21 protein-coding genes and 1 tRNA gene are annotated in these 25,571 nt (G+C 74.2%); 13 read left to right on the top strand and 9 right to left on the bottom strand.

What is annotated here, in order from left to right; all coding sequences use genetic code 11:
• The first annotated feature begins 35 nt into the window (after window positions 1-35).
• The 3 genes from bagA to BMY88_RS20925 are packed head-to-tail and all read left to right on the top strand — an operon-like array spanning window position 36 to window position 4,707.
• On the top strand, window positions 36-1,028 hold the full coding sequence (gene bagA, locus BMY88_RS20935) for an ATPase BagA (protein ID WP_211435763.1): 993 nt from the start codon (window positions 36-38) through the stop codon (window positions 1,026-1,028).
• Window positions 1,025-2,227: an ATPase BagB gene (gene bagB / locus BMY88_RS20930; RefSeq protein ID WP_244524828.1), complete on the top strand. Its 1,203-nt coding sequence runs from the start codon at window positions 1,025-1,027 to the stop codon at window positions 2,225-2,227. Before bagA ends, bagB begins: the two co-directional genes overlap by 4 nt.
• A gap of 41 nt (window positions 2,228-2,268) precedes the next feature.
• The gene (locus BMY88_RS20925; RefSeq protein WP_091948457.1) at window positions 2,269-4,707 is read left to right on the top strand and encodes a penicillin-binding protein; all 2,439 of its coding nucleotides are present in this window, start codon (window positions 2,269-2,271) and stop codon (window positions 4,705-4,707) included.
• A 19-nt stretch (window positions 4,708-4,726) separates the two neighbouring features.
• On the opposite strand, the gene BMY88_RS20920 is transcribed toward BMY88_RS20925, so the two are convergent.
• Window positions 4,727-5,206 (bottom strand): GatB/YqeY domain-containing protein, encoded by a 480-nt coding sequence (locus tag BMY88_RS20920; RefSeq protein ID WP_244524827.1) that lies wholly within the window; start codon window positions 5,204-5,206, stop codon window positions 4,727-4,729.
• A 53-nt stretch (window positions 5,207-5,259) separates the two neighbouring features.
• Here BMY88_RS20920 and BMY88_RS20915 point away from each other — a divergent pair, with 53 nt between their 5' ends.
• The 5 genes from BMY88_RS20915 to BMY88_RS20895 all read left to right on the top strand — a co-directional run bounded on the left by BMY88_RS20915 (window position 5,260) and on the right by BMY88_RS20895 (window position 10,614).
• Window positions 5,260-6,171 (top strand): metallophosphoesterase, encoded by a 912-nt coding sequence (locus tag BMY88_RS20915; RefSeq protein WP_091948455.1) that lies wholly within the window; start codon window positions 5,260-5,262, stop codon window positions 6,169-6,171.
• A gap of 52 nt (window positions 6,172-6,223) precedes the next feature.
• Window positions 6,224-6,300, top strand: a tRNA-Pro gene (locus BMY88_RS20910).
• A gap of 87 nt (window positions 6,301-6,387) precedes the next feature.
• Entirely contained in the window at window positions 6,388-7,707 is a 1,320-nt protein-coding gene (locus BMY88_RS20905) for a hemolysin family protein (RefSeq protein WP_091948452.1), read from the top strand.
• On the top strand, window positions 7,704-8,801 hold the full coding sequence (locus tag BMY88_RS20900) for a hemolysin family protein (protein ID WP_091948449.1): 1,098 nt from the start codon (window positions 7,704-7,706) through the stop codon (window positions 8,799-8,801). The genes BMY88_RS20905 and BMY88_RS20900 overlap by 4 nt, the downstream gene beginning before the upstream one ends.
• 4 nt (window positions 8,802-8,805) lie before the next feature.
• Window positions 8,806-10,614 (top strand): S9 family peptidase, encoded by a 1,809-nt coding sequence (locus BMY88_RS20895; protein ID WP_091948446.1) that lies wholly within the window; start codon window positions 8,806-8,808, stop codon window positions 10,612-10,614.
• A gap of 82 nt (window positions 10,615-10,696) precedes the next feature.
• Here the strand turns inward: BMY88_RS20895 and BMY88_RS20890 are convergent, their stop codons facing one another.
• On the bottom strand, window positions 10,697-11,749 hold the full coding sequence (locus BMY88_RS20890; protein WP_091948443.1) for an aspartate-semialdehyde dehydrogenase: 1,053 nt from the start codon (window positions 11,747-11,749) through the stop codon (window positions 10,697-10,699).
• Window positions 11,746-13,014, bottom strand: coding sequence for an aspartate kinase (locus BMY88_RS20885; RefSeq protein WP_091948441.1), 1,269 nt, complete (start codon window positions 13,012-13,014; stop codon window positions 11,746-11,748). Before BMY88_RS20885 ends, BMY88_RS20890 begins: the two co-directional genes overlap by 4 nt.
• A 74-nt stretch (window positions 13,015-13,088) precedes the next feature.
• Here BMY88_RS20885 and BMY88_RS20880 point away from each other — a divergent pair, with 74 nt between their 5' ends.
• From BMY88_RS20880 to BMY88_RS23975, 5 genes are all read left to right on the top strand, one after another.
• A complete protein-coding gene (locus BMY88_RS20880) occupies window positions 13,089-14,708 on the top strand; it encodes a phospholipase D family protein (protein WP_244524826.1) in 1,620 nt (539 codons plus the stop codon).
• A 287-nt stretch (window positions 14,709-14,995) separates the two neighbouring features.
• A complete protein-coding gene (locus tag BMY88_RS20875) occupies window positions 14,996-15,625 on the top strand; it encodes a helix-turn-helix domain-containing protein (RefSeq protein WP_170861218.1) in 630 nt (209 codons plus the stop codon).
• Between the two features lie 171 nt (window positions 15,626-15,796).
• The gene (gene leuA / locus BMY88_RS20870; RefSeq protein WP_091948435.1) at window positions 15,797-17,548 is read left to right on the top strand and encodes a 2-isopropylmalate synthase; all 1,752 of its coding nucleotides are present in this window, start codon (window positions 15,797-15,799) and stop codon (window positions 17,546-17,548) included.
• Window positions 17,549-17,600: 52 nt separating this feature from the next.
• A complete protein-coding gene (locus BMY88_RS20865) occupies window positions 17,601-18,128 on the top strand; it encodes an RNA polymerase sigma factor (protein WP_091948432.1) in 528 nt (175 codons plus the stop codon).
• Window positions 18,125-19,012 carry a VOC family protein gene (locus tag BMY88_RS23975; protein WP_091948429.1) on the top strand — a complete coding sequence of 296 codons (888 nt, stop codon included), beginning with the start codon at window positions 18,125-18,127 and terminating at the stop codon, window positions 19,010-19,012. The genes BMY88_RS20865 and BMY88_RS23975 overlap by 4 nt, the downstream gene beginning before the upstream one ends.
• Window positions 19,013-19,059: 47 nt before the next feature.
• On the opposite strand, the gene mnhG is transcribed toward BMY88_RS23975, so the two are convergent.
• Genes mnhG through BMY88_RS20830 form a run of 6 tightly spaced genes read right to left on the bottom strand, consistent with a single transcriptional unit; the run spans window position 19,060 to window position 25,489 of the window.
• Window positions 19,060-19,512, bottom strand: coding sequence for a monovalent cation/H(+) antiporter subunit G (gene mnhG / locus BMY88_RS20855; RefSeq protein ID WP_091948426.1), 453 nt, complete (start codon window positions 19,510-19,512; stop codon window positions 19,060-19,062).
• Complete coding sequence (locus tag BMY88_RS20850) at window positions 19,509-19,838, bottom strand: MrpF/PhaF family protein (RefSeq protein WP_091948422.1); 330 nt, start codon at window positions 19,836-19,838, stop codon at window positions 19,509-19,511. Before BMY88_RS20850 ends, mnhG begins: the two co-directional genes overlap by 4 nt.
• Window positions 19,835-20,413: a Na+/H+ antiporter subunit E gene (locus tag BMY88_RS20845; protein ID WP_091948419.1), complete on the bottom strand. Its 579-nt coding sequence runs from the start codon at window positions 20,411-20,413 to the stop codon at window positions 19,835-19,837. Before BMY88_RS20845 ends, BMY88_RS20850 begins: the two co-directional genes overlap by 4 nt.
• Window positions 20,410-22,140 (bottom strand): Na+/H+ antiporter subunit D, encoded by a 1,731-nt coding sequence (locus BMY88_RS20840; RefSeq protein ID WP_211435762.1) that lies wholly within the window; start codon window positions 22,138-22,140, stop codon window positions 20,410-20,412. The genes BMY88_RS20845 and BMY88_RS20840 overlap by 4 nt, the downstream gene beginning before the upstream one ends.
• Complete coding sequence (locus tag BMY88_RS20835; RefSeq protein WP_091948416.1) at window positions 22,137-22,637, bottom strand: Na(+)/H(+) antiporter subunit C; 501 nt, start codon at window positions 22,635-22,637, stop codon at window positions 22,137-22,139. The genes BMY88_RS20840 and BMY88_RS20835 overlap by 4 nt, the downstream gene beginning before the upstream one ends.
• Window positions 22,634-25,489 (bottom strand): Na+/H+ antiporter subunit A, encoded by a 2,856-nt coding sequence (locus tag BMY88_RS20830; RefSeq protein ID WP_091948413.1) that lies wholly within the window; start codon window positions 25,487-25,489, stop codon window positions 22,634-22,636. The genes BMY88_RS20835 and BMY88_RS20830 overlap by 4 nt, the downstream gene beginning before the upstream one ends.
• Window positions 25,490-25,571: the final 82 nt, after the last annotated feature.

The raw sequence follows: 25,571 nt of genomic DNA, 5'->3' as shown, positions 1-25,571 counted from the left end.
GGCCGGGACCGCGCGCTGCTCCTAGGCTCTGTCCGGTGACGACCGATCCCTTCCCCGTGCGCTGCCACGTGGTGTCGGGCAAGGGCGGGACCGGCAAGACGACCGTGGCCGCCGCCCTGGCCCTCTCCCTGGCCGCCGACGGCCGGCACGTGCTCCTCGTCGAGACAGAGGGCCGGCAGGGGATCGCCCAGTTGTTCGACACCCCGCCGCTGCCCTACGAGGAGCGCCGGGTGGCGGTGGCCCGCGGCGGCGGCGAGGTCAAGGCGCTCGCGATCGACGTCGAGGAGGCCCTGCTCGAGTACCTCGAGATGTTCTACAACCTCAAGCGCGCGGGCCGGGCGCTGCGCAAGATGGGCGCCATCGACTTCGCCACCACGATTGCGCCGGGCCTGCGGGACGTGCTGCTCACCGGGAAGATCAAGGAGGCCGTCACCCGCCGCAAGGACGGCCGCCGCGTGTACGACGCCGTCGTGGTCGACGCCCCGCCCACCGGCCGGATCACCCGGTTCCTCGGCGTCACCGGCGAGATGGCCGGCCTGGCCCGGTCCGGCCCGATCAAGACGCAGAGCGACGGCGTCATGGCGGTGCTGAAGTCGCCGCAGACCGCGGTGCACCTGGTGACGCTGCTGGAGGACATGCCCGTCCAGGAGACCGCCGACGCGATCGCCGACCTCACCGCCGCCGGCCTGCCGGTCGGCTCGGTCATCGTGAACATGGCCACCGAGCCGGTGCTGCCCGAGGCGAGCCTGGAAGCGGCCGCGGCGGGCCGGCTCACCGGCGCCGACCTCGCGCCGGCCCTGGCCGCCGCCCACCTCCCCGACGGCGCGGCGCTCGCCGACGCGCTCGCCTCCGAGGCCGTCGAGCACGCCCAGCGGTGGGCCGCCCAGGACGCGCTGCGCAGCCAGGTCACCGCCCTCGGCCGGCCGACGGTGGAGCTGCCCCTGCTGACCGGGCCGATCGACCTGTCCTGCCTGTACGAGCTGGCCGAGCGGCTCGAGGAGCACCTGGCGAGCGAGGAGGCGGCGTGAGCGGGCAGCCACGCCCGGCCCTGCCCATGGACCTGGCCGCCCTCATCGCCGACCCCGAGACCCGGATCCTGGTGTGCTGCGGCGCCGGTGGCGTCGGCAAGACGACGACGTCGGCGGCGCTGGCCCTGGCCGCGGCCGAGGCCGGGCGCACGGTCGTCGTCCTGACCATCGACCCGGCCCGGCGGCTGGCGCAGTCGCTGGGGCTGGAGGAGCTGGACAACGAGCCGCGGCAGGTCGACGTCCCGGGGGTCGACGGCGAGCTGCACGCGATGATGCTGGACATGAAGCGGACGTTCGACGACGTCGTCGCCGCGCACTCGACGCCCGAGCGGGCCGAGCAGATCCTCGCCAACCCCTTCTACCAGTCGCTGTCGTCCTCCTTCGCGGGCACGCAGGAGTACATGGCGATGGAGAAGCTCGGCCAGCTGCGCGCCACCGACCGCTGGGACCTCATCGTCGTCGACACGCCGCCGTCCCGGTCGGCGCTGGACTTCCTCGACGCACCCAACCGGATGGGCCGGTTCCTCGACGGCACGATGATCCGGCTGCTGACCGCGCCGGCGCGGGCCGGCGGCCGGGCGGGCATCCGGCTGGTCGGCGCGGGGTTCATGGTGTTCAGCCGGATCATCAGCAAGATCCTCGGCGGGCAGCTGCTGCGCGACATCTCCGCGTTCGTCTCCGCGCTGGACACGATGTTCGGCGGGTTCCGGGAGCGGGCCACCGCCACCTACGAGCTGCTGCGCCGGCCGGGCACCTACTTCGTCGTCGTCGCCACCCCCGAGCCCGACGCCCTCCGCGAGGCCTCCTACTTCGTCGACCGGCTGTCGGCCGAGGGCATGCCCCTGGCCGGGCTGGTGCTCAACCGCACCCACCCGCCGGCGAGCACGGCGCTCAGCGCGACGCGGGCGGAGGCCGCGGCCGAGGAGATCGCCGAGGCCGGCGGGGACGGCGCGGCGCTGGCCGCCGGCGCGCTGCGGGTGCACGCCGAGCGGATGACGCTGGCGGCCCGCGAGCAGCGGCTGGCCGACCGGTTCACCAGCGCCCACCCCGAGGTCCCGGTGCGCGCCGTCCCGGCCGCCGCCGGCGACGTGCACGACCTCGACGGGTTGCGGGTCATGGCCGACGAGCTGACCGGCCCCGACGGCGACACGCCGACGGGCGTGCCGCGCACCCGGGTGCTGCCCGCGCGCCGCGCCTGATCCCGGCGTCGCGCGGGCGCGACACCGTACATTCGTCGGCGATGTCGACTCCAGTTGCCCCTCAACGCTCCGTCGTCCTGGCGAAGCTCGCGGGCGCCATCGTGCTGGCCGGTGCCCTGCTCGCGGGGATGCTCCTGCCGTTCATCGGCGGCACCGGGCTCGTGGCGCGCAACTCCGCGTCCCTGCTCGACGCGCTCCCGGTCGAGCTGACCGACGCCACGCCGGCGGGCAACAGCCGGGTGCTGGCCGCCGACGGCTCGCTGATCACGATGTTCTACGACCACAACCGCACCGTGGTCACGCACGACCAGATCTCCGACGTGATGAAGCAGGCGCTGGTCGACGTCGAGGACTCGCGGTTCTACGAGCACAACGGCCTGGACGTGCAGGGCACGCTCCGCGCGCTGGTGAAGAACCTGGCCGCCGGCGAGGTCGAGGAGGGGGGCTCGACCCTCACCCAGCAGCTGGTCAAGCAGACGCTGATCGAGACGGCCGACAGCGCCGAGGAGATCGCCGCCGCCCAGGAGCAGGACGGCACCGCGGGCGTGTCCCGCAAGCTGCGCGAGGCCCGCCTGGCGCTGGCCCTGGAGGAGACCTACTCCAAGGACGAGATCCTCACGCGCTACCTGAACATCGTGTACTTCGGCAACGGCGCCTACGGCGTCCAGGCCGCCGCCCAGACCTACTTCAGCAAGAACGCCGTCGACCTCACCCTGCCCGAGGCCGCGATGCTGGCCGGGCTGGTGCAGAGCCCGACGAACGACGACCCGATCAACAACCCGGAGAACGCGCAGGTCCGGCGCGACCAGGTGCTCGGCCGCATGCTCGACCAGGAGAGCATCACGCAGGAGGAGTACGACGCGATCGTCGGGACGCCCGTCGCCGTCGTGCCCGGGCAGGCGCCGCCGAACAACTGCATCGACGCGGCGATCGGCGGCTTCTTCTGCGACTACGTGCTCGCCTACCTGACCGACACCCTCGGGCTCACCAACCAGCAGATCCGCAGCGGCGGGCTCACCATCCAGACGACGCTGCGGCCGGACATGCAGGCCGCCGGCGACCAGGCGGTGCTCAACACCCTTCCCCTCGGGGACCCGCTGATCGGCGTCTACACCGCGATCGAGCCGGGCACGGGACACGTGCTGGCGATGGCCAACAACCGCCGCTTCGGCTGCGACGGCCCCGAGTGCGAGTCGGTGAACCTCAACGTCGTCCCCAGCCGCGGCACCGGGTCCACGTTCAAGGTGTTCACGGCGGCAGCCGCCCTCGAGCGGGGCTTCTCGCAGTACTACACGATCACGACGGGGAGCCGGTACGTCTCGCGCGTGTACCGGGACGGCTCGGCCCCGTACGACATCGGCAACGCCGGGAGCGGCTACCCGGGCACGCTGGACATGGAGCGGGCGCTCTACATGTCCTCCAACACCTACTTCCTCGCCCTCGAGGACGCCCTCGGCAGCATCGAGGGGCCCGTGCGGATGGCGGAGCGGATGGGCATGCACTTCGATGCGCCCAACCAGTACCCCGCCGACCAGATCATCGAGGAGAACCGCGGGTCGTTCACCTTCGGCACCGACGCCGTCAGCCCGCTCGACCTCGCCTCGGCCTACTCCACGCTGGCGGCCAACGGGACCCGGTGCGACCCGACGCCGATCGTGCAGGTGCTCGACCGCAACGGGGAGCCGCTCACCGACGAGGACGGCGAACCGGTCGTCGGGGAGAACGCGTGCGCCGCCCAGGCCATCCCGCCGGGCGTCGCCACCACGCTCAACCAGATGCTGCGCAAGGACGTCGAGCCGGGGCACAGCGGGCAGACTGCCTCCCGGGCCTTCGTGCCGGGCCACGAGATCGCCGGCAAGACGGGCACGACCAACGACAACGTGTCGGTGTCCTTCGTCGGCTACACGCCGCAGTACGCGGCGAGCGTGATCGTCTTCAACTCCGCGGGGAACACCAGCGTCGGCGGCTTCGGTGGTGGCAAGGGCGCCACGATCTGGCACGACGCGATGGCACCCATCCTCACCGGGCAGCCGATGGTGCCCTTCCCGCCCGCCGACCCGGTGGTGCAGAACGGCAACACCCGCCCGGTCCCCAGCTGCTCGACGGTGAGCGGCTGCCAGCAGGCGCTGGGCGCGGCCGGCTTCCGCTTCGAGACCGTCGCCGTCGACAGCGACCGACCCGAGGGCACCGTGGTCGGCACGAGCCCGGCCGCCGGTGGCCGTGCCGTCGTCGACCAGGTGGTGCTCATCCAGGTGAGCAACGGCTCGCAGTACGTGGAGCCCGCCCCGGAGCCCACGCCCACGCCCACCCCGACGCCCACCCCGACGCCCGGCGGCCAGCCCGGTGGCGGGGGCGGCGGCCAGCCCGGCGGTGGCGGCCAGCCCGGAGGCGGCGGCCAGCCCGGCGGCGGTGGCCAGCAACCCGGCACCCTCGCCCCCGGCGAGCCCGCGCCCGCGCCCGCCCCCGCGCCCGGCGGGTGAGCCCCCGGTCCGTCCCGGCTCAGCCGAGCTGGCGGCGGACCTCCGCGGCGACCCGCGAGCCCTCGGCCCGGCCGGCGACGGCGGCGGTCGCGGCACCCATGACCCGCCCCATGTCCTTCATGCCGGCCGCGCCGGTCGTGGTGATCGCGTCGGCGACGAGGGCGGCGAGGTCGGCGTCGTCGAGCTGCGCCGGCAGGTAGTCGGCCAGGACGCCCTCCTCGGCCCGCTCGCGGTCGGCCTGCGGGCCGCGGCCGGCGCCGGCGAACGCCTCGGCCGCCTCGCGCCGCTTCTTCGCCTCGCGGCGGACGACGGACTGCACCTCGTCGTCGGAGAGCTCGCGCGCCTCCTTCCCGCTGACCTCCTCGGCGCTGATCGCGGCGAGCACCATCCGCAGCGTGGCCGTGCGCAGCTCGTCGCGGGCCTTCATCGCGGTGGTCAGGTCGGCGCGGAGCCGGGCCTTCAGCTGGGCGGGGGCGGTCTCGTCCTGAGCAGGGGGCACGCCCCCCAGCGTGACACGGCCGGCCGACGCCCCGGCCCGTACCCTGGTCGGACATGCGCTGGTACACCGCCGCCCCCGCCGGGGCGCTCGTCGCCGGAGCGGCCACGCTGGGCTACGCGGGCCTCTACGAGCGGACCCGCTGGACCCTGCGCCGCTTCGACGTCCCGGTGCTGGCGCCCGGCTCGGCGCCGCTGCGGCTGCTGCACGTCTCCGACGTCCACATGACCGCCGGTCAGCGGTCCAAGCAGGAGTGGCTGGCCGGGCTCGCGGGCCTCCGCCCGCACCTGGTCATCGACACCGGCGACAACCTGGCCGGGTCCGACGCCGTCCCGCCGACCCTGCGCGCGCTGGACGGGCTGCTCGACGTCCCCGGCGCGTTCGTGACGTCGTCGAACGACTACTACGCCCCCAAGCCCAAGAACCCGCTGAAGTACTTCAAGAAAAAGCACAAGCGGGTGCACGGGGACCCCCTCCCCTGGCGGGAGATGCGCGACGCCTTCACCGGCCGCGGCTGGCTGGACCTGACCAACGCGCGGGGCGAGATCACCGTCGACGGCCGGCGGATCGTGCTCGCCGGGGTGGACGACCCGCACCTCAAGCGGGACCGCTACGACGCCGTGGCCGGCCCGGCCGACCCCACCGCGGACCTGCGCATCGGCCTGGTGCACGCCCCCGAGCCGCGGGTGCTCGAGCGGTTCGCCGCCGACGGCTACGACCTGCTGCTGTCCGGCCACACCCACGGCGGCCAGCTGCGGGTGCCCGGTTACGGCGCGCTGGTGACCAACTGCGGCCTGGACCGGGAGCGGGTGCGCTGGGTGTCCCGGTGGGCGGAGCCGTCGCCCGAGCGGCCCCACGGCACCTGGCTGCACGTATCCGCCGGCCTCGGCACCAGCCCCTACGCGCCGGTCCGCTTCGCCTGCCCGCCCGAGGCGACCCTCCTGACGCTCACCGCCCGCCCGGCCTGAGCCCGCCGCAGGGGCCAGGGGGCCGGACAGGTAGAGTGGGGCCCGCAAGCCTCGGGGTGTGGCGCAGCTTGGTAGCGCGCGTCGTTCGGGACGACGAGGCCGCAGGTTCAAATCCTGTCACCCCGACCAGTTCAGGGGCCGCCATCCGGCGGCCCCTGAGTCGTTTCGTCCCCGGATCCGGTTGGCAGTGCCTCCGGTCGGGCACCGGAGGGCCCGATGACCGAGTGGTTGCTCCTCCTCGCCGCCGTGCTGCTGACCGTGGCGACCGGCTTCTTCGTCGCCGCCGAGTTCTCCCTCACCACCGTCGACCGCGGTCGTGCCGAGGAGGCCGCCGAGGCCGGGGACCGCGGCGCCCGGGGCGTGGTGACGGCGCTGCGCGGGCTGTCCACCCAGCTGTCTGCGGCCCAGCTCGGCATCACGATCACCACGCTCGTCGTCGGCTACCTGGCCGAGCCGGCCCTCGGCCAGCTGCTGCACGGCCCGCTGGAGGCGGTGGGGGTCCCCGCCGCAGCCGTGACCGGGGTGGCCTACGGCGTCGCCATCGCGCTCGCGACCGCCCTGCAGATGTGGCTCGGCGAGCTCGGGCCGAAGAACCTGGCCATCGCCAACCCGCTGCGGGTGGCGGCCGCCGTCGCCCCCGGCATGCGCGCGTTCACCGCCTCGACGGCCTGGGTCGTCAACGGCCTCCAGCGGCTGTCCAACGCGATCGTGCGGCGGCTGGGCTTCGAGCCCAAGGAGGAGCTGGACTCCGCCCGCGGCGCGGAGGAGCTGATGGCCGTCGCCCGCCGCTCGGCCGCGGAGGGTGACCTCTCTCCCGTCGCCGCCCGGCTGCTCACCCGGTCGCTCGGGCTCCGGGATAAGTACGCCACCGACGTCATGACGCCCCGCACCCGGCTGTGGACCGTGGGCTCGGGCGCGACCGCCGCCGACGTCGTCCGCGCGGCCACGGAGTCGGGCAACTCCCGCTTCCCCGTCTACGGCGCCGACCTGGACGAGGTCACCGGCATCGTGCACGTCAAGCACGCCGTCGCCGTCCCCGAGGCCGAGCGGGACCGGCGGACCGCCGGGGAACTCGCCGTCCCGCTGCTGGCCGTGCCGTCGTCCCTGCAGCTGGAACGCCTGCTGGACCTCCTGCGCGAGCAGGGCCTGCAGGTCGCCCTGGTGGTCGACGAGTGGGGCGCCACGCACGGCCTGGTCACGCTGGAGGACATCGTGGAGGAACTGGTCGGCGAGATCACCGACGAGACCGACCGGCCGCTGCGCACGACGCGCCGCGTCGACGAGGATTCCTGGCTGCTGTCGGGCCTACTGCGGCCCGACGAGGTCTCCGACCGCACCGGCATCGCCGTCCCCGAGGGCCGCTACGAGACCCTGGCCGGCTTCCTCACCGAGCGGTTGCAGCGCCTGCCGGCCGTCGGCGACCAGGTGACCGTGCCCGGCGCCTGCCTGACCGTGGAGACCCTGGACGGACGGCGGGTGGCCCGGGTGCGTGCCGAACGGCTGCCGGAGCCGGCCGGCGAGGAGGTGGCGGCATGAGCGACGCCGTCAGCCTGCTGGTCCTCGTCGCGCTGCTGCTGGGCAACGCGTTCTTCGTGGCCGCCGAGTTCGCGCTGGTCTCGGTCCGCGCGGACCAGATCGAGCCCCGCGCGGAGGCCGGGTCCGCCCGGGCGGTCAAGACCCTCGCGGCCCTGCGCAACGTGTCGAAGATGATGGCCGGCGCGCAGCTGGGCATCACGCTGTGCTCGCTGGGTCTGGGCGCCGTGGGCGAGCCCGCCGTCGCCCACCTGATCGAGAAGCCGATGGCGGCGGTCGGCGTCCCGGAGGCGCTGCTGCACCCGGTCGCGCTGGTGATCGCCCTGTCGCTGGTGACGGTCCTGCACATGGTGCTGGGCGAGATGGTGCCCAAGAACATCACCATCGCCGGGCCGGATCGCGCCGCCCTGGCGCTCGGCCCGGCGCTGGCCACGTTCGCCCGGCTGCTGTCCCCGGTCATCTGGTTCTTCAACACGACGGCGAACGGCTTCGTGCGGCTGTTCGGGGTGACGCCGACCGACGAGGTCGCCGCCAGCTTCGACGAGGCCGAGATCCGGTCGATGATCACCCAGTCCCGCAAGGAGGGCCGGCTCGGCCGCGAGGTCGGCGACCTGGCCACCGGGGCGCTCACCTTCGAGCAGCACGCGGTCGAGGACGTGCTCATGCCGATGGCGTCGGTGGTCACCGTCCCCCGGACGACGACGCCGCGGCAGCTGGAGGCCGTCGTCGCCGAGCACGGGTTCAGCCGCTACCCGGTGCGCGGCGACGACGGCGCGCTGGCCGGCTTCGTGCACATCAAGGACGCGCTCGGGGCGCAGGGCGAGGCCCGGGACCGCCCGATGCCGGAGGAGTCCGTCGTCCCGCTGGTGCCGCTGGCCCCCGGGAGCGGGCTCCCCGACGTCCTCGCCGAGATGCGCACGCAGGGAGCCCACCTGGGGGTCGTCGGGCCGCTCGCGGACGCGGTCGGCGTCGTGGCCCTGGAGGACGTGCTCGAGCTCCTCATCGGCGACGTGCGCGACGCGGCGGTGGAGCTGGCCGCGGACGCCGCCGGCCGCCGGACCGGCGCGGAGGCGGGCGCCGGCAGCGGGGGAAGATGACCGGGTGACTGCCTCCCCGACGTCTCCCACCCTCCCCCCGGAGGTCACCGCCCGCTGGCAGGCCCGGTTCCGCGCCCCGCGGGTCAGCCTGCCGGACTGGGCCCTGGAGGCCCCGCACCGCAACCTGTACTCCTCCGACGTCAGCGGCGTTGTCGAGCAGTACGCGTGGGACCGCACCACCGGCGTCCACCGGCAGGTCACCGACCGGGCCAACGGCACGATGATCGCCACGCTCTCCCCCGACGGCGAGACCATCTGGTGGTTCGCCGACACCGACGGCGACGAGTTCGGCGTGTGGATGGTGCAGCCCTTCGCCGGCGGCGAGGACCGGGTCGCGCTGCCCGATGTCGGCCCCGCCTACCCGGCCGGCCTGGAGATCGGGCACGGGACCGTGGCGGTGGGCCGCTCCACGGACGACGGCAGCGAGCTGTGGCTGGCGCCGACCGGCGGCCCCGCGCGGGTGGTCTACCGGCACCCCGACCCGGCGTCGGTGGACGCGCTCACCCACGACGAGGACCTGCTGGTGATCTCCCACTCCGAGCACGGCGACCCCCGCTACCCCGCCCTGCGGGTGCTGCGGACCGCCGACACCACCCTCGAGGCGCCCGCCGTCGTGGCCGAGAAGTGGGACGGCGAGGGCCGCGGCCTGCACGCGCTGGAGTTCGCGCCCCTCTCCGGCGACCGGCGGCTGCTGGTCGGCCACGAGCGTCGCGGCCGCGAGGAACTGCTGGTCTGGGACGTGGGCACCGACACCGAGACCGAGATCGGGCTCGACCTGCCCGGTGACGTGACCGCCGGCTGGTACCCCGACGGCAGCGCGCTGCTGGTCGGGCACGACCACGCCGCCCGCAGCGAGCTGTACCGCTACGACCTGGCCACCGGCACGCTGGAGCAGCTGGACACCCCGCGCGGCGTCGTCCGCGGCGCGACGGCGCGGCCCGACGGCACCGTGGAGCTGGCCTGGTCCTCGGCGGCGCTGCCCCCGGTGATCCGCCGCGCCGACGGGCCGGTGGTGCTGGCCGCGCCCGGCGAGGCGCCACCGGAGGCGTACCCCGTGGAGGACCGCTGGATCCCCGGCCCGGGGGGCGACGTGCACGCGCTGCTGGTCCGCCCGGCCGGCCCGCCGCCGTACGCCACGGCGTTCCTCGTGCACGGTGGCCCCGAGGCCGCCGACGACGACTCCTACCGGGCCCGCCGGGCGGCCTACGTCGACGCCGGGTACGCCGTCGTGCACGTGAACTACCGCGGGTCCACCGGGTACGGCAGCGCCTGGCGCGACGCGCTCACCGGCCGCCCGGGGCCGACCGAGCTGGAGGACGTCGCGGCCGTCTACGACGCGCTCGTCGCCGAGGGGCTGCTCGATCCCGCCCGCGCGCTGATCACGGGCGGCTCCTGGGGTGGCTTCCTCACGCTGCTCGCCCTGGGCACGCAGCCGGAGCGGTGGGCGGCGGGCATCGCCGAGGTGCCGGTGGCCGACTACCTGGCCGCCTACGAGGACGAGATGGAGGGCCTGCGCGCGTACGACCGGGCCCTGTTCGGCGGCTCACCGGACGAGGTGCGCGACGTCTACGTCCGCTCCTCCCCCCTCACGTACGTGGAGGCCGTGAGCGCCCCTGTGCTCGTCGTCGCGGGGGCGAACGACCCGCGGTGCCCGATCCGGCAGATCGAGAACTACTTGGGCGAGCTGGAGCGGCTGGGCAAGGCGCACGAGGTGTACCGGTTCGACGCCGGGCACGGCTCGCTGGTGATCGAGGAGACGATCCGCCAGGTCGAGCTCGCGCTGGACTTCGCGCTGCGCCACGTGCAGCCCTGACGCATCACCTGAAGCCCACACCTCGTTGATCATCGGCGGGTGGCTGCCCCCGACGGCGTGTCGGACAGCCACCCGCCGATGATCAACCGCGAGAGGCAGCGATCAGCTCGGCGATCTGGATGGTGTTGAGCGCGGCACCCTTGCGGAGGTTGTCGTTGCTCACGAACAGCGCCAGGCCGCGGCCGCCGTCGACGCCCGGGTCCTGCCGGATCCGGCCGACGTAGCTCGGGTCGCGCCCGGCCGCCTGCAGCGGGTTGGGGACGTCGGACAGCTCGACCCCGGGCGCGGCGGCCAGCAGCTCGGTGGCCCGCTCGACGCTGATCGGCCGCTCGAACTCCAGGTTCAGCGACAGGGAGTGGCCCGTGAAGACCGGCACCCGCACGCAGGTGCCCGAGACGCGCAGGTCCGGGATCCCGAGGATCTTGCGGCTCTCGTTGCGGAGCTTCTGCTCCTCGTCGGTCTCGAAGGTGCCGTCGTCGACGACGCTGCCGGCCATGGGCAGCACGTTGAAGGCGATGGGGCGCACGTACTTCTGCGGCTCGGGGAAGGTCACCGCCGACCCGTCGTAGGCCAGCTCGTCGGCCTTGTCGACGACGGCCCGGACCTGCGAGTGGAGCTCCTGCACGCCGGCGATGCCCGACCCGGAGACCGCCTGGTAGGTGCTCGCGACGATGCGGACCAGGCCGGCCTCGTCGTGCAGCGGCTTGAGCACCGGCATCGCGGCCATCGTGGTGCAGTTGGGGTTGGCGATGATCCGCCCGGCCGCCTTCGCGATGTCGCCGGGGTTCACCTCGCTGCAGACCAGCGGGATCTCCGGGTCACGGCGGAACGCCGAGCTGTTGTCGATCACGATCACGCCGGCGGCGGCGAAGCGGGGGGCCTGCGCGCGCGACGTGGTGGCGCCCGCGGAGAACAGGGCCACGTCGAGCCCGGCCGGGTCGGCGGTGGCGGCGTCCTCGACGGTGATCTCGCCGTCGCCCCAGGGCAGCGTACTCCCGGCCGAGCGGGCGGAGGCGAAGAACCGGATGGAGGCGATCGGCAGGTCGCGCTCGGCGAGGATCGAGCGCATGGCCGCGCCGACCTGGCCGGTCGCGCCGACGATCCCGATGTGCAGGGGGCGCAGCTGAGCGGTCATCGTCCGGTCCCTCCGTAGACCACGGCCTGGGCCTCGTCGGTACCCAGGTCGAAGGCGTCGTGCACCGCGCGGACGGCGATGTCGACGTCGGTGTCCCGGCAGACCACGGAGATGCGGATCTCCGAGGTGCTGATCAGTTCGAGGTTGACCCCGGCGTCGGCCAGCGCGCCGAAGAACCGCGCCGAGACGCCCGGGTGCGAGCGCATGCCGGCGCCGACCAGGCTGACCTTGCCGATGTGCTGGTCGAAGCGGACGTCGGTGTAGCCGACGGTGTGCTTGACCTGCTCCAGGGCCGCAATGGCCGCCGGCCCGTCGCTCTTGGGCAGCGTGAAGGAGATGTCGGCCAGCTTGCTCGCCTCGGCCGACACGTTCTGCACGATCATGTCGATGTTGATCTCGGCGTCGGCGAGCACGCGGAAGAGCTGCGCGGCCTCGCCCGGCCGGTCGGGGACCCCGTAGACGGTGATCTTGCCCTCGCTGCGGTCGTGCGCGACGCCGGTGATGATCGCCTGTTCCACGCTGGGGTCCTCCATCGAGCCGGTCACGATCGTGCCGGGGAGCTGTGAGTAGGAGCTGCGCACGTGCACCGGGATGCCGTACCGGCGGGCGTACTCGACGCAGCGGAGCATGAGGACCTTGGCGCCCGAGGCGGCCAGCTCCAGCATCTCCTCGTAGGTGACGGTGTCGAGCCGCCGGGCGTTGGGGACGATGCGGGGGTCGGCCGTGAAGACGCCGTCCACGTCGGTGTAGATCTCGCAGACGTCGGCCTCGAGCGCGGCCGCGACGGCGACGGCGGTGGTGTCGGACCCGCCGCGGCCCAGCGTCGTGACGTCCTTGGTGTCCTGGCTGACGCCCTGGAAGCCGGCGACGATCACGATCGAGCCCTCGTCGAGGGCCGAGCGCAGGCGGCCGGGCGTGACGTCGATGATCCGCGCCCTGCCGTGGCTGCTGGTGGTGATCACGCCGGCCTGCGACCCGGTGAACGACCGCGCCTCGTAGCCGTGGGTGCTGATGGCGATGGCCAGCAGCGCCATCGAGATGCGCTCACCCGCGGTGAGCAGCATGTCCAGCTCGCGACCGGGCGGGTCGTCGGTGATCTGGGCCGCCTGGTCGAGCAGTTCGTCGGTGCTGTCCCCCATCGCGGAGACCACCACGACGACGTCGTCGCCCGCTTTCTTGGCGGCCACGATCCGCTCGGCGACGCGCTTCATGTGCGCGGCGGAGGCGACGGACGAGCCGCCGTACTTCTGGACGACGAGGGCCACGGGTCCACAGGCTACCGACGTCTGCGCGGGGCCCGTGGTTGCGTCCCCGGAGAGGGCGGGTTGTGATCACCTGCGTGGGCGACCCCGAGCACGACCTGACCGGCGAGGACCCGCAGCGCTGGCTGCTGACTGCCGAGGAACGGGGCAACCCGTCGACCGACCTCCCGCGCTGGACCGCGGGCAACCTGTGCATCCCGCTGGTGCACGGGTCGGAGTACTTCGACCGGCTGGTGGAGGCGGTGGAACGACTCGACGAGGGCGACCACCTCTTCTTCACCGACTGGCGGGGTGATCCGGACGAGGAGCTGCGCCCCGGCGGGCCGACCGTGGCGCAGCTGTTCACCGAGGCGGTCCGCCGGGGCGTGCTCGTGCGAGGGCTGGTGTGGCGCTCGCACGTGGACTGGATGTCGTTCAGCGCCGCGGAGAACCGGGCGCTGGACCGGGAGGTGGAGGACGGCGGCGGCGTGGTCGTGCTCGACCAGCGGGTCCGGCGGGGCGGCAGCCACCACCAGAAGCTCGTCGTCCTCCGGCACGACCAGGACGCCACCCAGGACGTGGCCTTCGTCGGCGGCATCGACCTGTGCCACAGCCGCCGCGACGACGCGGAGCACCGCGGCGACCCGCAGGCGCTGGCGATGGCCGAGGCGTACGGCCCGACCCCGCCGTGGCACGACGTGCAGCTGGAGATCCGCGGTCCGGCCGTCGCGGCCGTGGACACCGTGTTCCGCGAGCGGTGGGGCGACCCGACCGACCCCGACGCGGGGAACCCGATCGCGCACGTCATCGACCGGTTCAGCCGCGGTCGCATGACGGCCGACCGGCTACCGCCGCAGCTGCCACCGCCGCCACCGTGCGGGCCGATGTTCGTGCAGAACCTGCGGACCTATCCGGCGATCCGGCCCCGGTACCGGTTCGCCCCGGAGGGCGAGCGGTCGGTGGCCCGGGGGTACACCAAGGCCATCGAGCGCGCGCGGCGGCTGATCTACCTCGAGGACCAGTACATGTGGTCGGCCGAGGTCGCCCAGCTGTTCGCCGATGCGCTGCGGAAGTACCCGGACCTGCACCTGGTCGTCGTCGTGCCCCGGGTGCCCGACCAGGACGGTGCGATCGCCGAGCGCCCGCAGTACGTCGGCCGGTGGCAAGCGCTGGAGCTGTGCCGGTCGGCGGGACCGGACCGGGTGCACGTGTTCGACGTGGAGAACCACGAGGGCACGCCGGTGTACGTGCACGCCAAGGTCTGCGTGGTCGACGACGTGTGGGCCAGCGTGGGCAGCGACAACTTCAACCGCCGGTCGTGGACGCACGACAGCGAGCTCTCCAGCGCCGTGCTGGACACCACCCGCGACCAGCGCGAACCTCTCGACCCCACGGGCGTCGGCGACGGCGCTCGGGTGTTCGCCCGGGACCTGCGCCTGCGGCTGGCCCGCGAGCACACCGACCGCGACCCCGGCGGGGCCGAGGACGCCGGCCTGATCGACCCGGCGGCGTTCGTGGCGACCCTGGAGGCCTCGGCGGACGCGCTCGACGCCTGGCACGCCGGGGGCCGGGAGGGCCCGCGCCCCCGCGGCCGGCTGCGCCGGCACCGGCCCGAGAAGCTGTCGCGGATCACGCGGCTGTGGGCCACGCCGGTCTACCGCCTGATCGACGACCCCGACGGCCGCCCGCTGAGGCTCCGCCGGCGCGGGAGCTTCTGAGCGGGCGCGGCGCGAGGCGGGCGCCGGCGCCTCTCCCCGGCCCCGCATCGCCCCCGCACGCTCGTGCTCTGCCCAGCCCCGCGGGCAGAGCACAAAGCGACCACCCCGCCATGCACCACCCCGCACGCTCGTGCTCTGCCCAGCCCCGTGGGCAGAGCACAAAGCGACCGCCCGCCGCATACCTCCTTGCGCGCTTGTGCTGTGCCCGGCCCTGTGGGCAGAGCACGACCGTCCCCAGATGGACAGCGCGAGCGCCCGAGCGCCCGCCGCAACGCGACGCTGCCCCCGTGGAGGAACACCTCGTGGCGGGTCTGCTGCGCCGCATCCGCCGGCTCGCCGACCTGTCGCAGCGGGAGTTGGCCGCAGGGATCGGCGTACCCAAGTCCACCCTCGCCGCGGCCGAGACCGGCCGGGGCGGTATCGATGCCCGCGTCCTGGTACGGGCCGCGGAACTGGCGGGGCTGCGGCTCGCGCTGCTCGACGCCGCGGGCGCGGAGATCCAGGCCATGGCCGAGGGCGCGGTCCGGGACCGGAACGGCCGCCGCTTCCCGGCCCACCTCGACACCCGGCACTCCGACGAGGGCTGGTGGCACGGGCCCGAGCGCTACAGCCGGGCGCAGCCGTCGTACACGTTCGACCGCGCCCGCCGCTTCCGGGACGCCGAGCGTGACCGCCGGGGCATGCCGGACGACCACCTCCTCCCGCAGCCGGGCGACTCCCCCGCCGCCCGTCTTGCGGCCCGGCGCGACGCGGCACGGCGGGCGGAACGGGCCGCGTGGGAGCGCCGGCGCGACGCGGGCGAGCTCCCCCCGCTGCCGGACTTCGGCTGCGAGTGCCCCCCGGAGTGCGCGGAGGGCGACGACGGGACCCGGCCGTTCCACACCGGCGACTGCCCGTGTCGCTGCGACCTCGGCTGAGCCGCTGCTACGGTGGGTGCGTGCGCGGCAGCCTCCTGCTTACCCGCCGCGGCGAGGCCCTCTCCTAGGTCGGCCCCCTCGCCGCGGTGTCCCGCCGTGACCGAGCGCGTTCCCGGCGCCTGCTGACCGCCCCACGGAGCTGAGTCCAGCCCGCGCCCGAGGAGTCCCACCATGTCCCAGAAGCAGCTGCCCGAGACCCACCCGCACGTCCGCCGTCCGCAGCAGGCCTCGCCCATGCGCATCGGCCGCTACGCGCCCTTCACGCCGATCCCGCTGCCCGACCGCACCTGGCCGGAGACGGTCACCACCGTGGCCCCCCGCTGGTGCGCCGTCGACCTGCGCGACGGCAACCAGGCCCTGATCGACCCGATGACCCCCGACCGCAAGCGCCGCATGTTCGAGCTGCTGGTCCGGATGGGCTACAAGGAGATCGAGGTCGGCTTCCCTGCCGCCAGCCAGACCGACTTCGACTTCGTCCGCCAGCTGATCGAGGACGACCTGGTACCCGACGACGTCACCATCCAGGTCCTGACCCAGGCCCGGGACGAGCTGATCGAACGCACCTACGAGTCGTTGCGCGGGGCCAAGCAGGCGATCGTCCACCTCTACAACTCCACCAGCACGCTGCAGCGCCGGGTCGTGTTCGGCTCCGACCGCGCCGGCATCGTCGACATCGCCGTCCACGGGGCGCGGCTGGTCCGCAAGCTGGCCGAGCAGATGCGCGACACCGAGATCCACTTCGAGTACTCCCCGGAGTCCTTCACCGGCACCGAGCTGGAGTTCGCCGTCGAGGTCTGCAACGCCGTGACCGACGTGTGGGAGCCCACCGTCGAGCACCCGACCATCCTCAACCTGCCGGCCACCGTCGAGATGGCCGAGCCCACGGTCTACGCCGACCAGATCGAGTGGATGCACCGCAACCTGGGGCGCCGCGACGCCGTCGTCCTGAGCCTGCACCCGCACAACGACCGGGGCACCGCCGTCGCCGCCGCGGAGCTGGGGTACCGCGCCGGCGCCGACCGCATCGAGGGCTGCCTGTTCGGCAACGGCGAGCGCACCGGCAACGTCGACCTGGTCACGCTGGGCCTGAACCTGTTCAGCCAGGGCATCGACCCGCAGATCGATTTCTCCGACATCGACGACATCCGCCGCACCGTCGAGTACTGCAACCAGCTGGGCGTGCACGAGCGGCACCCCTACGGCGGCGACCTGGTCTACACCGCCTTCTCCGGCTCCCACCAGGACGCGATCAACAAGGGCTTCAAGGCCCTGGAGGCCGACGCCGCCGCCGCGGGCAAGCCGGTCGAGGAGATGCCCTGGGCGGTTCCGTACCTGCCGATCGACCCCAAGGACGTCGGCCGCAGCTACGAGGCCGTCATCCGGGTGAACAGCCAGTCCGGCAAGGGCGGCGTCGCCTACATCATGAAGACCGAGAACCACCTGGACCTGCCGCGCCGGCTGCAGATCGAGTTCAGCGCGGTCATCCAGCGGCACACCGACGACGAGGGCGGCGAGGTGACCGCCCAGCAGATGTGGGCGGCCTTCAGCAGCGAGTACCTGCCCGACCCGACGGCACCCTGGGGCCGGTTCTCCCTCACCGGCCACCGGCACACCGCGCACGGCGACGGCCAGCTGGACGAGATGGTCGTCGAGCTGGTCGACGGCGGCGTCCCGACCACCGTCGAGGGCCGGGGCAACGGGCCGATCGCGGCGTTCGTCGACGCGCTGCGGAGCCTGGACGTCGACGTGCGGGTGCTCGACTACACCGAGCACGCGCTGTCCTCCGGCGGTGACGCCAGCGCTGCCGCGTACGTCGAGTGCGCCGTCGGCGAGCGCGTCCTGTGGGGCGTCGGGGTCGACCCCAACATCGTGACGGCCTCGCTGCGGGCGGTCGTCTCGGCGGTCAACCGGGCCCAGCGGTAGGAAATCTCGTGCGGGGGCGTCGGAAGCCGGCGCCCCCGGACGACGAGAGGACATGAGCAGCCCGGGAACGCGCGCGGTGGGACCACCGCCCGATCCCGGGCTGCTGTCGCTCTACGACCGCGCGCTCCCCGAGGTCTACGGCTACCTGCTGGCCCGCTGCCGCTCCCGCGCGGTCGCGGAGGACCTCACCGGCGAGACCTTCCTGGCCGCCGTCCGCGCCGAGGCCGCCGGGGGCGCGCCCACCACCGTCGCGTGGCTCATCGGCACCGCCCGGCACAAGCTCGTCGATCACTGGCGCCGGCTCGAGCGCGAGGAGCGCGGCCTGCGCCTGCTGCACGGCACGGACGAGGTCGAGGACCCCTGGGACGCCGAGCTCGACGCCCTGCGCTCGCAGCAGGTGCTCGACGCGCTCGCCCCGCAGCATCGGGCGGCGCTCACCCTGCGGTACGTCGACGACCTGCCCGTGCCCCGCGTCGCGGCTCTGCTGGGACGCACGGTGCATGCGACGGAGGCGCTCCTGGTGCGTGCCCGGACCGCCTTCCGCCGCGCCTACGAGTCCACCGGAGGGGGTGCCCCGTGACCGCCGCCGATCCCGACCGGCCGTTCCGGTCCCTGGCCGGCCCGACCCCTCCGGTCGCCCCCGACCCGGCCTTCGCCGCCGCGCTGCGCGACCGGCTCCGCCGAGAGCTGCTGCTCCAGCAGCGTCCGCCCGTTCCCGCCGAACCGAGGAGGACCCCCATGCCCGCGATCAGCCCGTACCTCGTGGTCCGCGACGCCCGCGGCGCCATCGCCTGGTACGCCGAGGCCTTCGGCGCCCGCACCGTCGACGGCCCGTACCCCGACGGCGACCGCGTCGGCCACGCGGAGCTGGAGATCGCCGGCGCCACCCTCTACCTGGCCGATCCGTATCCGGAGTACGGCCTGGAGGCGCCGGGGACCGCCAAGCCGCCGGTCTCGCTGCACCTCGCCGTCCCCGACGTCGACGCCGTCATGGGCCGCGCCGAGCGGGCCGGGGCGACGATCGAGCGGCCCGCCACCGACGAGCCCTACGGCCGCGGCGGGCGGCTCGTCGACCCCTACGGGCACCGGTGGATCGTGCAGTCGGCCCCGGCCGCCGCCGAGCAGGCCCCGGAGCCCGGCGACGCCGTCTATCTCACGCTCAACGTCCCCGACGGCCGGCGGGCGCTGGACTTCTACGGGGCAGTCCTCGGATGGACCGCCGTCCCGGGCCGCGTTCCCGACGGCTGGCAGGTGGAGGGCCGCACGCCCATGGTCGGCATCGGCGGCGGGGCGACGGAGCTCGGCATGGTCCCGATGTACGCCGTCGCCGACATCGAGGCCGCCGTCGCCGCGGTGCGCGCGGCCGGTGGCGAGGCCGGCGACGTCGAGCGGCAGTCCTACGGGCTCTCCGCCTCGTGCCGGGACGACCAGGGTCTGCCGTTCTGGCTCGGCCAGCTGAGCTGACCGGGGCCGGGCCGGGCCGGGCCGCGCCGAGGCGCCGTCCCCGGTGGTCAGCGGCGCGGGGCGCCGTCCCCCGGGCCCCGGTCGTCGACGACGTGCTCGGCGATCGCGATCTCCGGCTCCTCCGGCGGCGCGTCGCCGGGCTCGTCGCCGACGTACAGCCGGTCCCCGGCCGGCGCGGCGCCGAACTCGTCGACCAGCAGCAGGTCCCGGCGCACGTGGCGGCGGCGGTAGGCGACCCGGCTGATCATGTGCGCGCTCACGGGTGCGGTGAGCATCTGGAAGGCCGCGACGAGCAGCAGCATCCAGGCGTTCGACCAGCCCTGCAGCCGCAGCGCGGCACCCACCATGACCAGCAGCACGCCCAGCACCTGCGGCTTGGTGCCCGCGTGCATCCGGGACAGCACGTCCGGGAAGCGCACCAGCCCCAGCCCCGCGGTCAGGCAGAGGAACGCGCCTGCCACGAGGCAGGTCATCGACACGACGTCCAGGACGGCGCTCACCCGCGCGCCTCCCGCTCCTCGGCCGCCACGGGCAGCCCCAGGTCGCTGCCGTCGCCGGTGACCGAGCCGCGGAGCATGCCGCCCACGTACCGGGCGATGGACACCGACCCCACGAAGGCCAGCAGCGACACCACCACCAGCACCGGGACGACGGTCGGGTCGCGCTCGAGGGCCGCGTACACCGCCAGTCCGGCGGAGATGATGACCAGCAGCGTGTCGGTGGCCACGACCCGGTCCAGCAGCGACGGGCCCATCGCCAGCCGGACGAGTGCCAGCAGCGCCCCACCGCCGATCAGCCCGTAGAGCACGTACGACACCACCGTCACGGGACCGTCCCCTCCACGCGGCGACCCCGCTCGGCGAGGTCGCGCTCCAGGGCCTCGCGGTCCTCCGCGGAGCCGAACGCCCGGATCAGCCGCGCCTCGACGACGAGCACGTCGGCCCGCTCCTGCTCCACGTGGTCGCGGTCGCGCACGTGCAGGAGGTGGACGGCGATGCTCCGCTCCTCCCGGTCCAGGTCCAGGACCAGGGAGCCGGGCACCAGGGACAGCGCCTCGGCGACCATCGTCAGCACGAGGTCGGAGTTGGTGCGCAGCTGCACCCGGACGATCGCGGAGTGCCGCAGGCCCGGCCGCAGGGCCAGCCAGGCCACCTGCGCGCCCGAGACGAACAGGTCCAGCAGGAAGTGACCGGCGAAGTCCAGCAACCCGACCAGCCGGACCCGCGTGCCACCGGTGGTGCTCGGCAGCGGCAGCAGCAGGGTCACCAGCAGCGCCACGGCCGCCCCGGACACGAGGTTCGCCCACGACAGCGTGCCCCACAGCAGCATCCAGACCAGCACGAGCCACACCAGCAGCGGCAGCTGGGTGCGCAGCCGGGAGGGCGTGGCCGGCCCGGTCACCGGGTCTCCTCCGCCGCCGGGGCGTCGAAGACCGCCTCGATGTAGGGCGTCCGCTCGACCAGGTCGCGGGCTGCGCCGTCGGCCAGCCCGTACAGGCCGCCGGCGACGAAGGTCAGCGCCACCGTGACCGCCACCAGCCCGGCGGTCGCAGCGACCATCGACCCCGGCAGCGGCCGCAGGGCCTGCACCGCGCCGTCGGCCGGGGCCAGGTCCGGGTCGGCGGCGGTCGCGACCCGGGTGTGCCGGCGCCAGGCGGCCGCGCGCGCGGTCCGCCGCCCGTCCGCGGCGCCTCCGTCGGCGCCGGCCTCCCCACCGGCGCCCACGAGCGCGTCCTCCTCGCCGGACGCGGGGCCGGTCGGGCCGGCGTCCGCCGCGGCGGCGGCCGCCGTGTCGTCGGCCGGCGACTGCGTCGGCGGCCGCCAGAAGGCGCGGGTCCACACGCGCGCGATGGCGATGAGCGTCAGCAGACTGGTCACCACGCCACCGCCCACCAGCGCGTAGGCCGCCGCGCTGCCCTCGGCGACGCCGGCCTGCAGCAGCCCCAGCTTGCCGATGAATCCCGACAGCGGCGGGATGCCGGCGAGGTTCATCGCCGGCACGAAGAAGAGCACCGCCAGCAGCGGCGAGCGGCGGGCCAGGCCGCCGAGCCGGTCGATCGACGTCGTCCCGCCCTGCCGCTCGATCAGGCCCGCGACGAGGAACAGCGTGGTCTGGATGGCGATGTGGTGGGCGACGTAGAAGATCGCGCCGGCCAGCCCCGCCGTCGTCCCCAGGGCGATGCCGAACACCATGTAGCCGATGTGGCTGACCAGGGTGAACGACAGCAGCCGGCGCAGGTCGGTCTGGGCGACCGCGCCGAGGATGCCGACGACCATCGTGGCCAGGGCCGCCCACATGAGCAGGTCGTCGAGCGCGCCGCCCGGGAACAGCAGCGTCTGGGTGCGGATGATCGCGTAGACGCCGACCTTGGTCAGCAGCCCCGCGAACACGGCGGTGACGGGGGCGGGCGCCGTCGGGTAGCTGTCGGGCAGCCAGGCCGACAGCGGGAAGACCGCGGCCTTGATGCAGAACGCGATGAGCAGCATCGACTGCAGCAGCACCTGCGTGCCCTCGGGGAGCTCCGCCAGCTTCACGGCCAGGTCGGCCATGTTGACCGTCCCGGTCGCCGCGTAGACCAGCCCGATCGCGGCGAGGAAGATCAGCGAGCTGGTCAGGCTGACGATCACGTAGGTGATGCCGCCGCGGATCCGGGGCGCGGTGCCGCCGAGGGTCAGCAGCACGTAGCTGGCCATCAGCAGGATCTCGAAGCCGACGTAGAGGTTGAACAGGTCACCGGCGAGGAACGCGTTGCTCACTCCGGCGACGAGGACCAGGAACGTCGGGTGGAAGATCGACAGCGGGGTGTCCTCGTCCCGGTCGGCGGCTCCCTGGCCGACGGCGAACAGGAGCACGCCCAGCGCCACCGACGACGCGACGACCAGCATCAGCGCCGACAGCCGGTCGACGACCAGCACGATGCCCAGCGGAACGGGCCAGCCGCCGACGGCGACCGCGGTGGGACCGTCCGCATCGGCCATGACCAGCAGCGCCACCGACACGGCGAGCACGGCGGTGAGCACCAGCAGGCTCAGCGCCCGCTGCGCCCGGGGGTGGTGGGCCAGCAGCAGCGCACCCGCCGCGCCGAGCAGCGGCAGCAGCACCGGCAGCGGCATGAGCACGCTGCTCACCGGGCGCCCGCCGGCAGGTCGATGTCGTCGGCGATGTCCTCGGGGCCCTCGTCGGCGTCGACCGTGTGCAGGCTGTCGGCGTGCCCGGCCGGCCGGTCCCCCGGCGCCAGGTCGTCGGGGTCCAGCTCGTCGGCGTCGGTGCCCTTGCGGGCGGCGACCCGGCGGTCCTCCTCGTCGGTGCCGACGACCTCCTGGCGGACCAGCCGCCACGAGCGGTGGATCATCGCCAGCACGAACGCCGAGACGCCGAAGGTGATGACGATCGCCGTGAGGATCAGGGCCTGGGGCAGCGGGTCGTTCATGTCCTCGGGGTCGGACACGCCCAGGATCGGCGCGAGCCCGGCGGGGCCGCCGGCGGACAGCAGCAGCAGGTTGGTGGCGTTGCCCAGCAGCAGGAAGCCCAGCAGCACCCGCGTGAGGCTGCGGTCCAGCAGCAGGTACACGCCGGCGGCGTAGAGCCCGCCGATGATCACCGGCAGCACGACGGTCGGGGTCATCGCACGACCACCTCTCCCTCGTTCAGCTCGATCGGGTCGTCCTCGTCGTCCTGCCGGTCCAGCTCGGCGCCCAGGCTGCGCAGCACGTCCAGCACCAGGCCGACGACGATCAGGTAGACCCCCATGTCGAAGAACAGCGAGGTCACGAGCTTGACGTCGCCGAGCACGGGCAGCGTGAACTCGAGGATCGCCGTCTGCAGGGCCTCGGCCCCCAGCAGCAGCCCCGCGACCCCGGTGCCGCCGGCGAACAGCAGGCCGGTGCCCAGCAGCACACCGGGAGCCACCGGCGCGGCCTCGCCGAGCTCGTAGCGCCCACCGGCCAGGTACCGCAGCACCAGCGCCAGCCCGGCGACCAGCCCGCCGGCGAACCCGCCACCGGGCTCGTTGTGGCCGGAGAACAGCAGGTAGATCGAGAACACCAGGATGGTGTGGAAGAGGATCCGGGTGATCACCTCGAGCACCACCGACCGCCGAGCCGGGTCGAGGGTGGCGCTGGCGGCCAGCCAGCCGCCGCGCCCGCCGTCGGCGAGCTCGGACCGGTCGGCCCGCTCGACGCCGCCGGTCCGCCGCCGCAGGAACACCAGGCTGGCGACGCCCGTCGCCGCCACGACCAGCAGCGAGATCTCCCCCAGGGTGTCCCAGGCCCGGATGTCCACCAGCGTCACGTTGACGATGTTCTTGCCGCCGCCGAAGTCGTAGGCCTCCTCGGGGTAGTCCGCCGACACCGGGGTGGCGGTGCGGGTGCTCAGCGCCACCGCGCCGACCGCGGCCATGAACGCGCCGACTCCCACCGCGATCACGCCCCGGGCGGCGCGCTCCCGGGGGCGGTGCCGCTCGCTGATGTCCTTGGGCAGCTTGCGCAGCACCAGGACGAAGACGACGAGCGTGAGGGTCTCGACGAGGAACTGGGTGAGCGCCAGGTCCGGCGCCCCCTGGAGCGCGAAGAGCACGGCGGTGCCGTAGCCGGTGACCCCGACGACGAGCACGGCCGACAGCCGCTGCCGGACCCGCAGCGAGAGCGCCGCGGCCGTGACCACGACGACGCCGACCATCGCCTGCACCGGGGTGTCCCAGGCCCGCCACTCGTCCGGCCACGGCGCCCGGGTGAGCAGCAGCGTGCCGGGCAGCGCGAGGACGACGACGAGGATCGTGCCGAGGTAGGCCGGCAGCGAGCCGCGCTGCGTCGTGCCGGTGACCAGCACCGACAGCCGGTCCAGCCCCTGGATGACGTTCCAGTAGCCCTCGTCGGCCGAGGCGCCGACGGCGAACCGGCGCTGCACCCGGTTGAGGCCGTTGCGGGCCGCGAAGAGGAGGCCACCGCCGAGCACCGTGACGGCCGAGAGCGCGAGCGCCGGCTGCAGCCCGTGCCAGAGCGCCAGCTCCTCGTACTCGGGGGCGAGCAGGGGCAGCGTCTCGGCGTAGCCGGCGACGAGCGGCGCGAGCAGCGCGCTGGCCGGGCCGGCCAGCAGGCCGGCGAGCGCCAGGACGACGGGGGCGGCGAGGAACAGCGGGCCCGGCGGGTGCGCCGGCACGGTGTCGGCGACCCCCGGCTTGCGGGCCAGGGCGCCCCACAGGAAGCGGAACGTGTAGGCGGCGGTCAGGATCGAGCCCAGCACCAGGCCGGTCAGCTCGAACGCCGCGGCGGTGCGGGACGGCAGGCCGCCCTCCCACAGCGCGGTGAACGCCGCCTCCTTGCCGACGAAGCCGAACATCGGCGGCAGGCCGGCCATCGACGCCCCGGCGAGGACGGCGACACCGGCGACGACCGGCAGCCGCCGGCCGAGGCCCGAGAGCTTGCGCAGGTCGCGGGTGCCCGTGGCGTGGTCGATCACCCCGACGGTGAGGAACAGCGTGGACTTGAACAGGGCGTGCGCGGCCGTCATCGCCAGCCCCGCCGTGGCGAGCTCCCGGCTGCCGGCGCCCACGAGCACCATCAGGAAGCCGAGCTGGCTCACGGTGCCGAAGGCCAGCAGCAGCTTCAGGTCGCTCTGGCGCAGCGCGCGGTAGCCGCCGACGAGCATGGTGGCCAGGCCCAGGCCGAGCACGATCGGCCGCCAGCCGGGCACCTCGGCGAACCCGGGCGCGAGCCGGGCGACGAGGTAGATGCCGGCCTTCACCATGGCCGCGGCGTGCAGGTAGGCGCTGACCGGCGTCGGCGCCTCCATGGCGGCGGGCAGCCAGAAGTGGAAGGGCACCATGGCCGACTTGGTGATCGCGCCCATCAGCACCAGCACCGTGCCGGCGGTCACGACCGCGCCGCTGCCCGGGTCGGCGACGACCTCCGAGAGCAGGAACGAGCCGCTGGCCTGGCCGATCATGATCAACCCGACGAGCATCGCGAGGCCGCCGGCGGTGGTGAGGATCAGCGCCTGCGTGGCCGCACGGCGAGCGGCCAGCCGCTGCCCGGACCCGCCGATCAGCAGGAACGAGAAGACGGTGGTCAGTTCCCAGAACACGTACAGCAGGAGCAGGTCGTCGGCGACGACGAGGCCGAGCATCGACCCGGCGAAGGCGGTGAGGTTGCCGGCGAAGCGGCCCGTGCCCTCGTCGTCGGGGCCGAAGTAGCGGGCGCAGTAGAGGAGCACGAGCGCCCCGACGCCGGTGACCAGCCCGGCGAACAGCAGGGCCAGCGCGTCCAGGCGCAGGGCGATCTGGAGGTCCAGGGCCGGGATCCACGACACGGTCTCCCGGACCTCGTCGCCGTCGAGCACCGCGCCCAGCTGCAGCAGCACCCACCCGAACGAGACCGCGGGCACGAGCGCGAGCGCGACGAACGCCTGCCGTCCCCACCACCGGACCAGCACGGGCGCGACCAGCGCGGCCACGAGATGCAGGAACAGCAGTGCGAGCACGGGTCTCCCGGGAGTCGTTGGCGGCTCGGGGACCACAGAACGTCGGTCGACGACGGCCGGCGGTGCCCCCAGCCTACCGGGG

It is taken from the genome of Trujillonella endophytica, assembly GCF_900110555.1.
GTDB lineage: Bacteria > Actinomycetota > Actinomycetes > Mycobacteriales > Geodermatophilaceae > Trujillonella > Trujillonella endophytica.
Note: the sequence above shows the minus strand (reverse complement) of the source record. Positions and strands in the feature narration are given on the sequence as shown.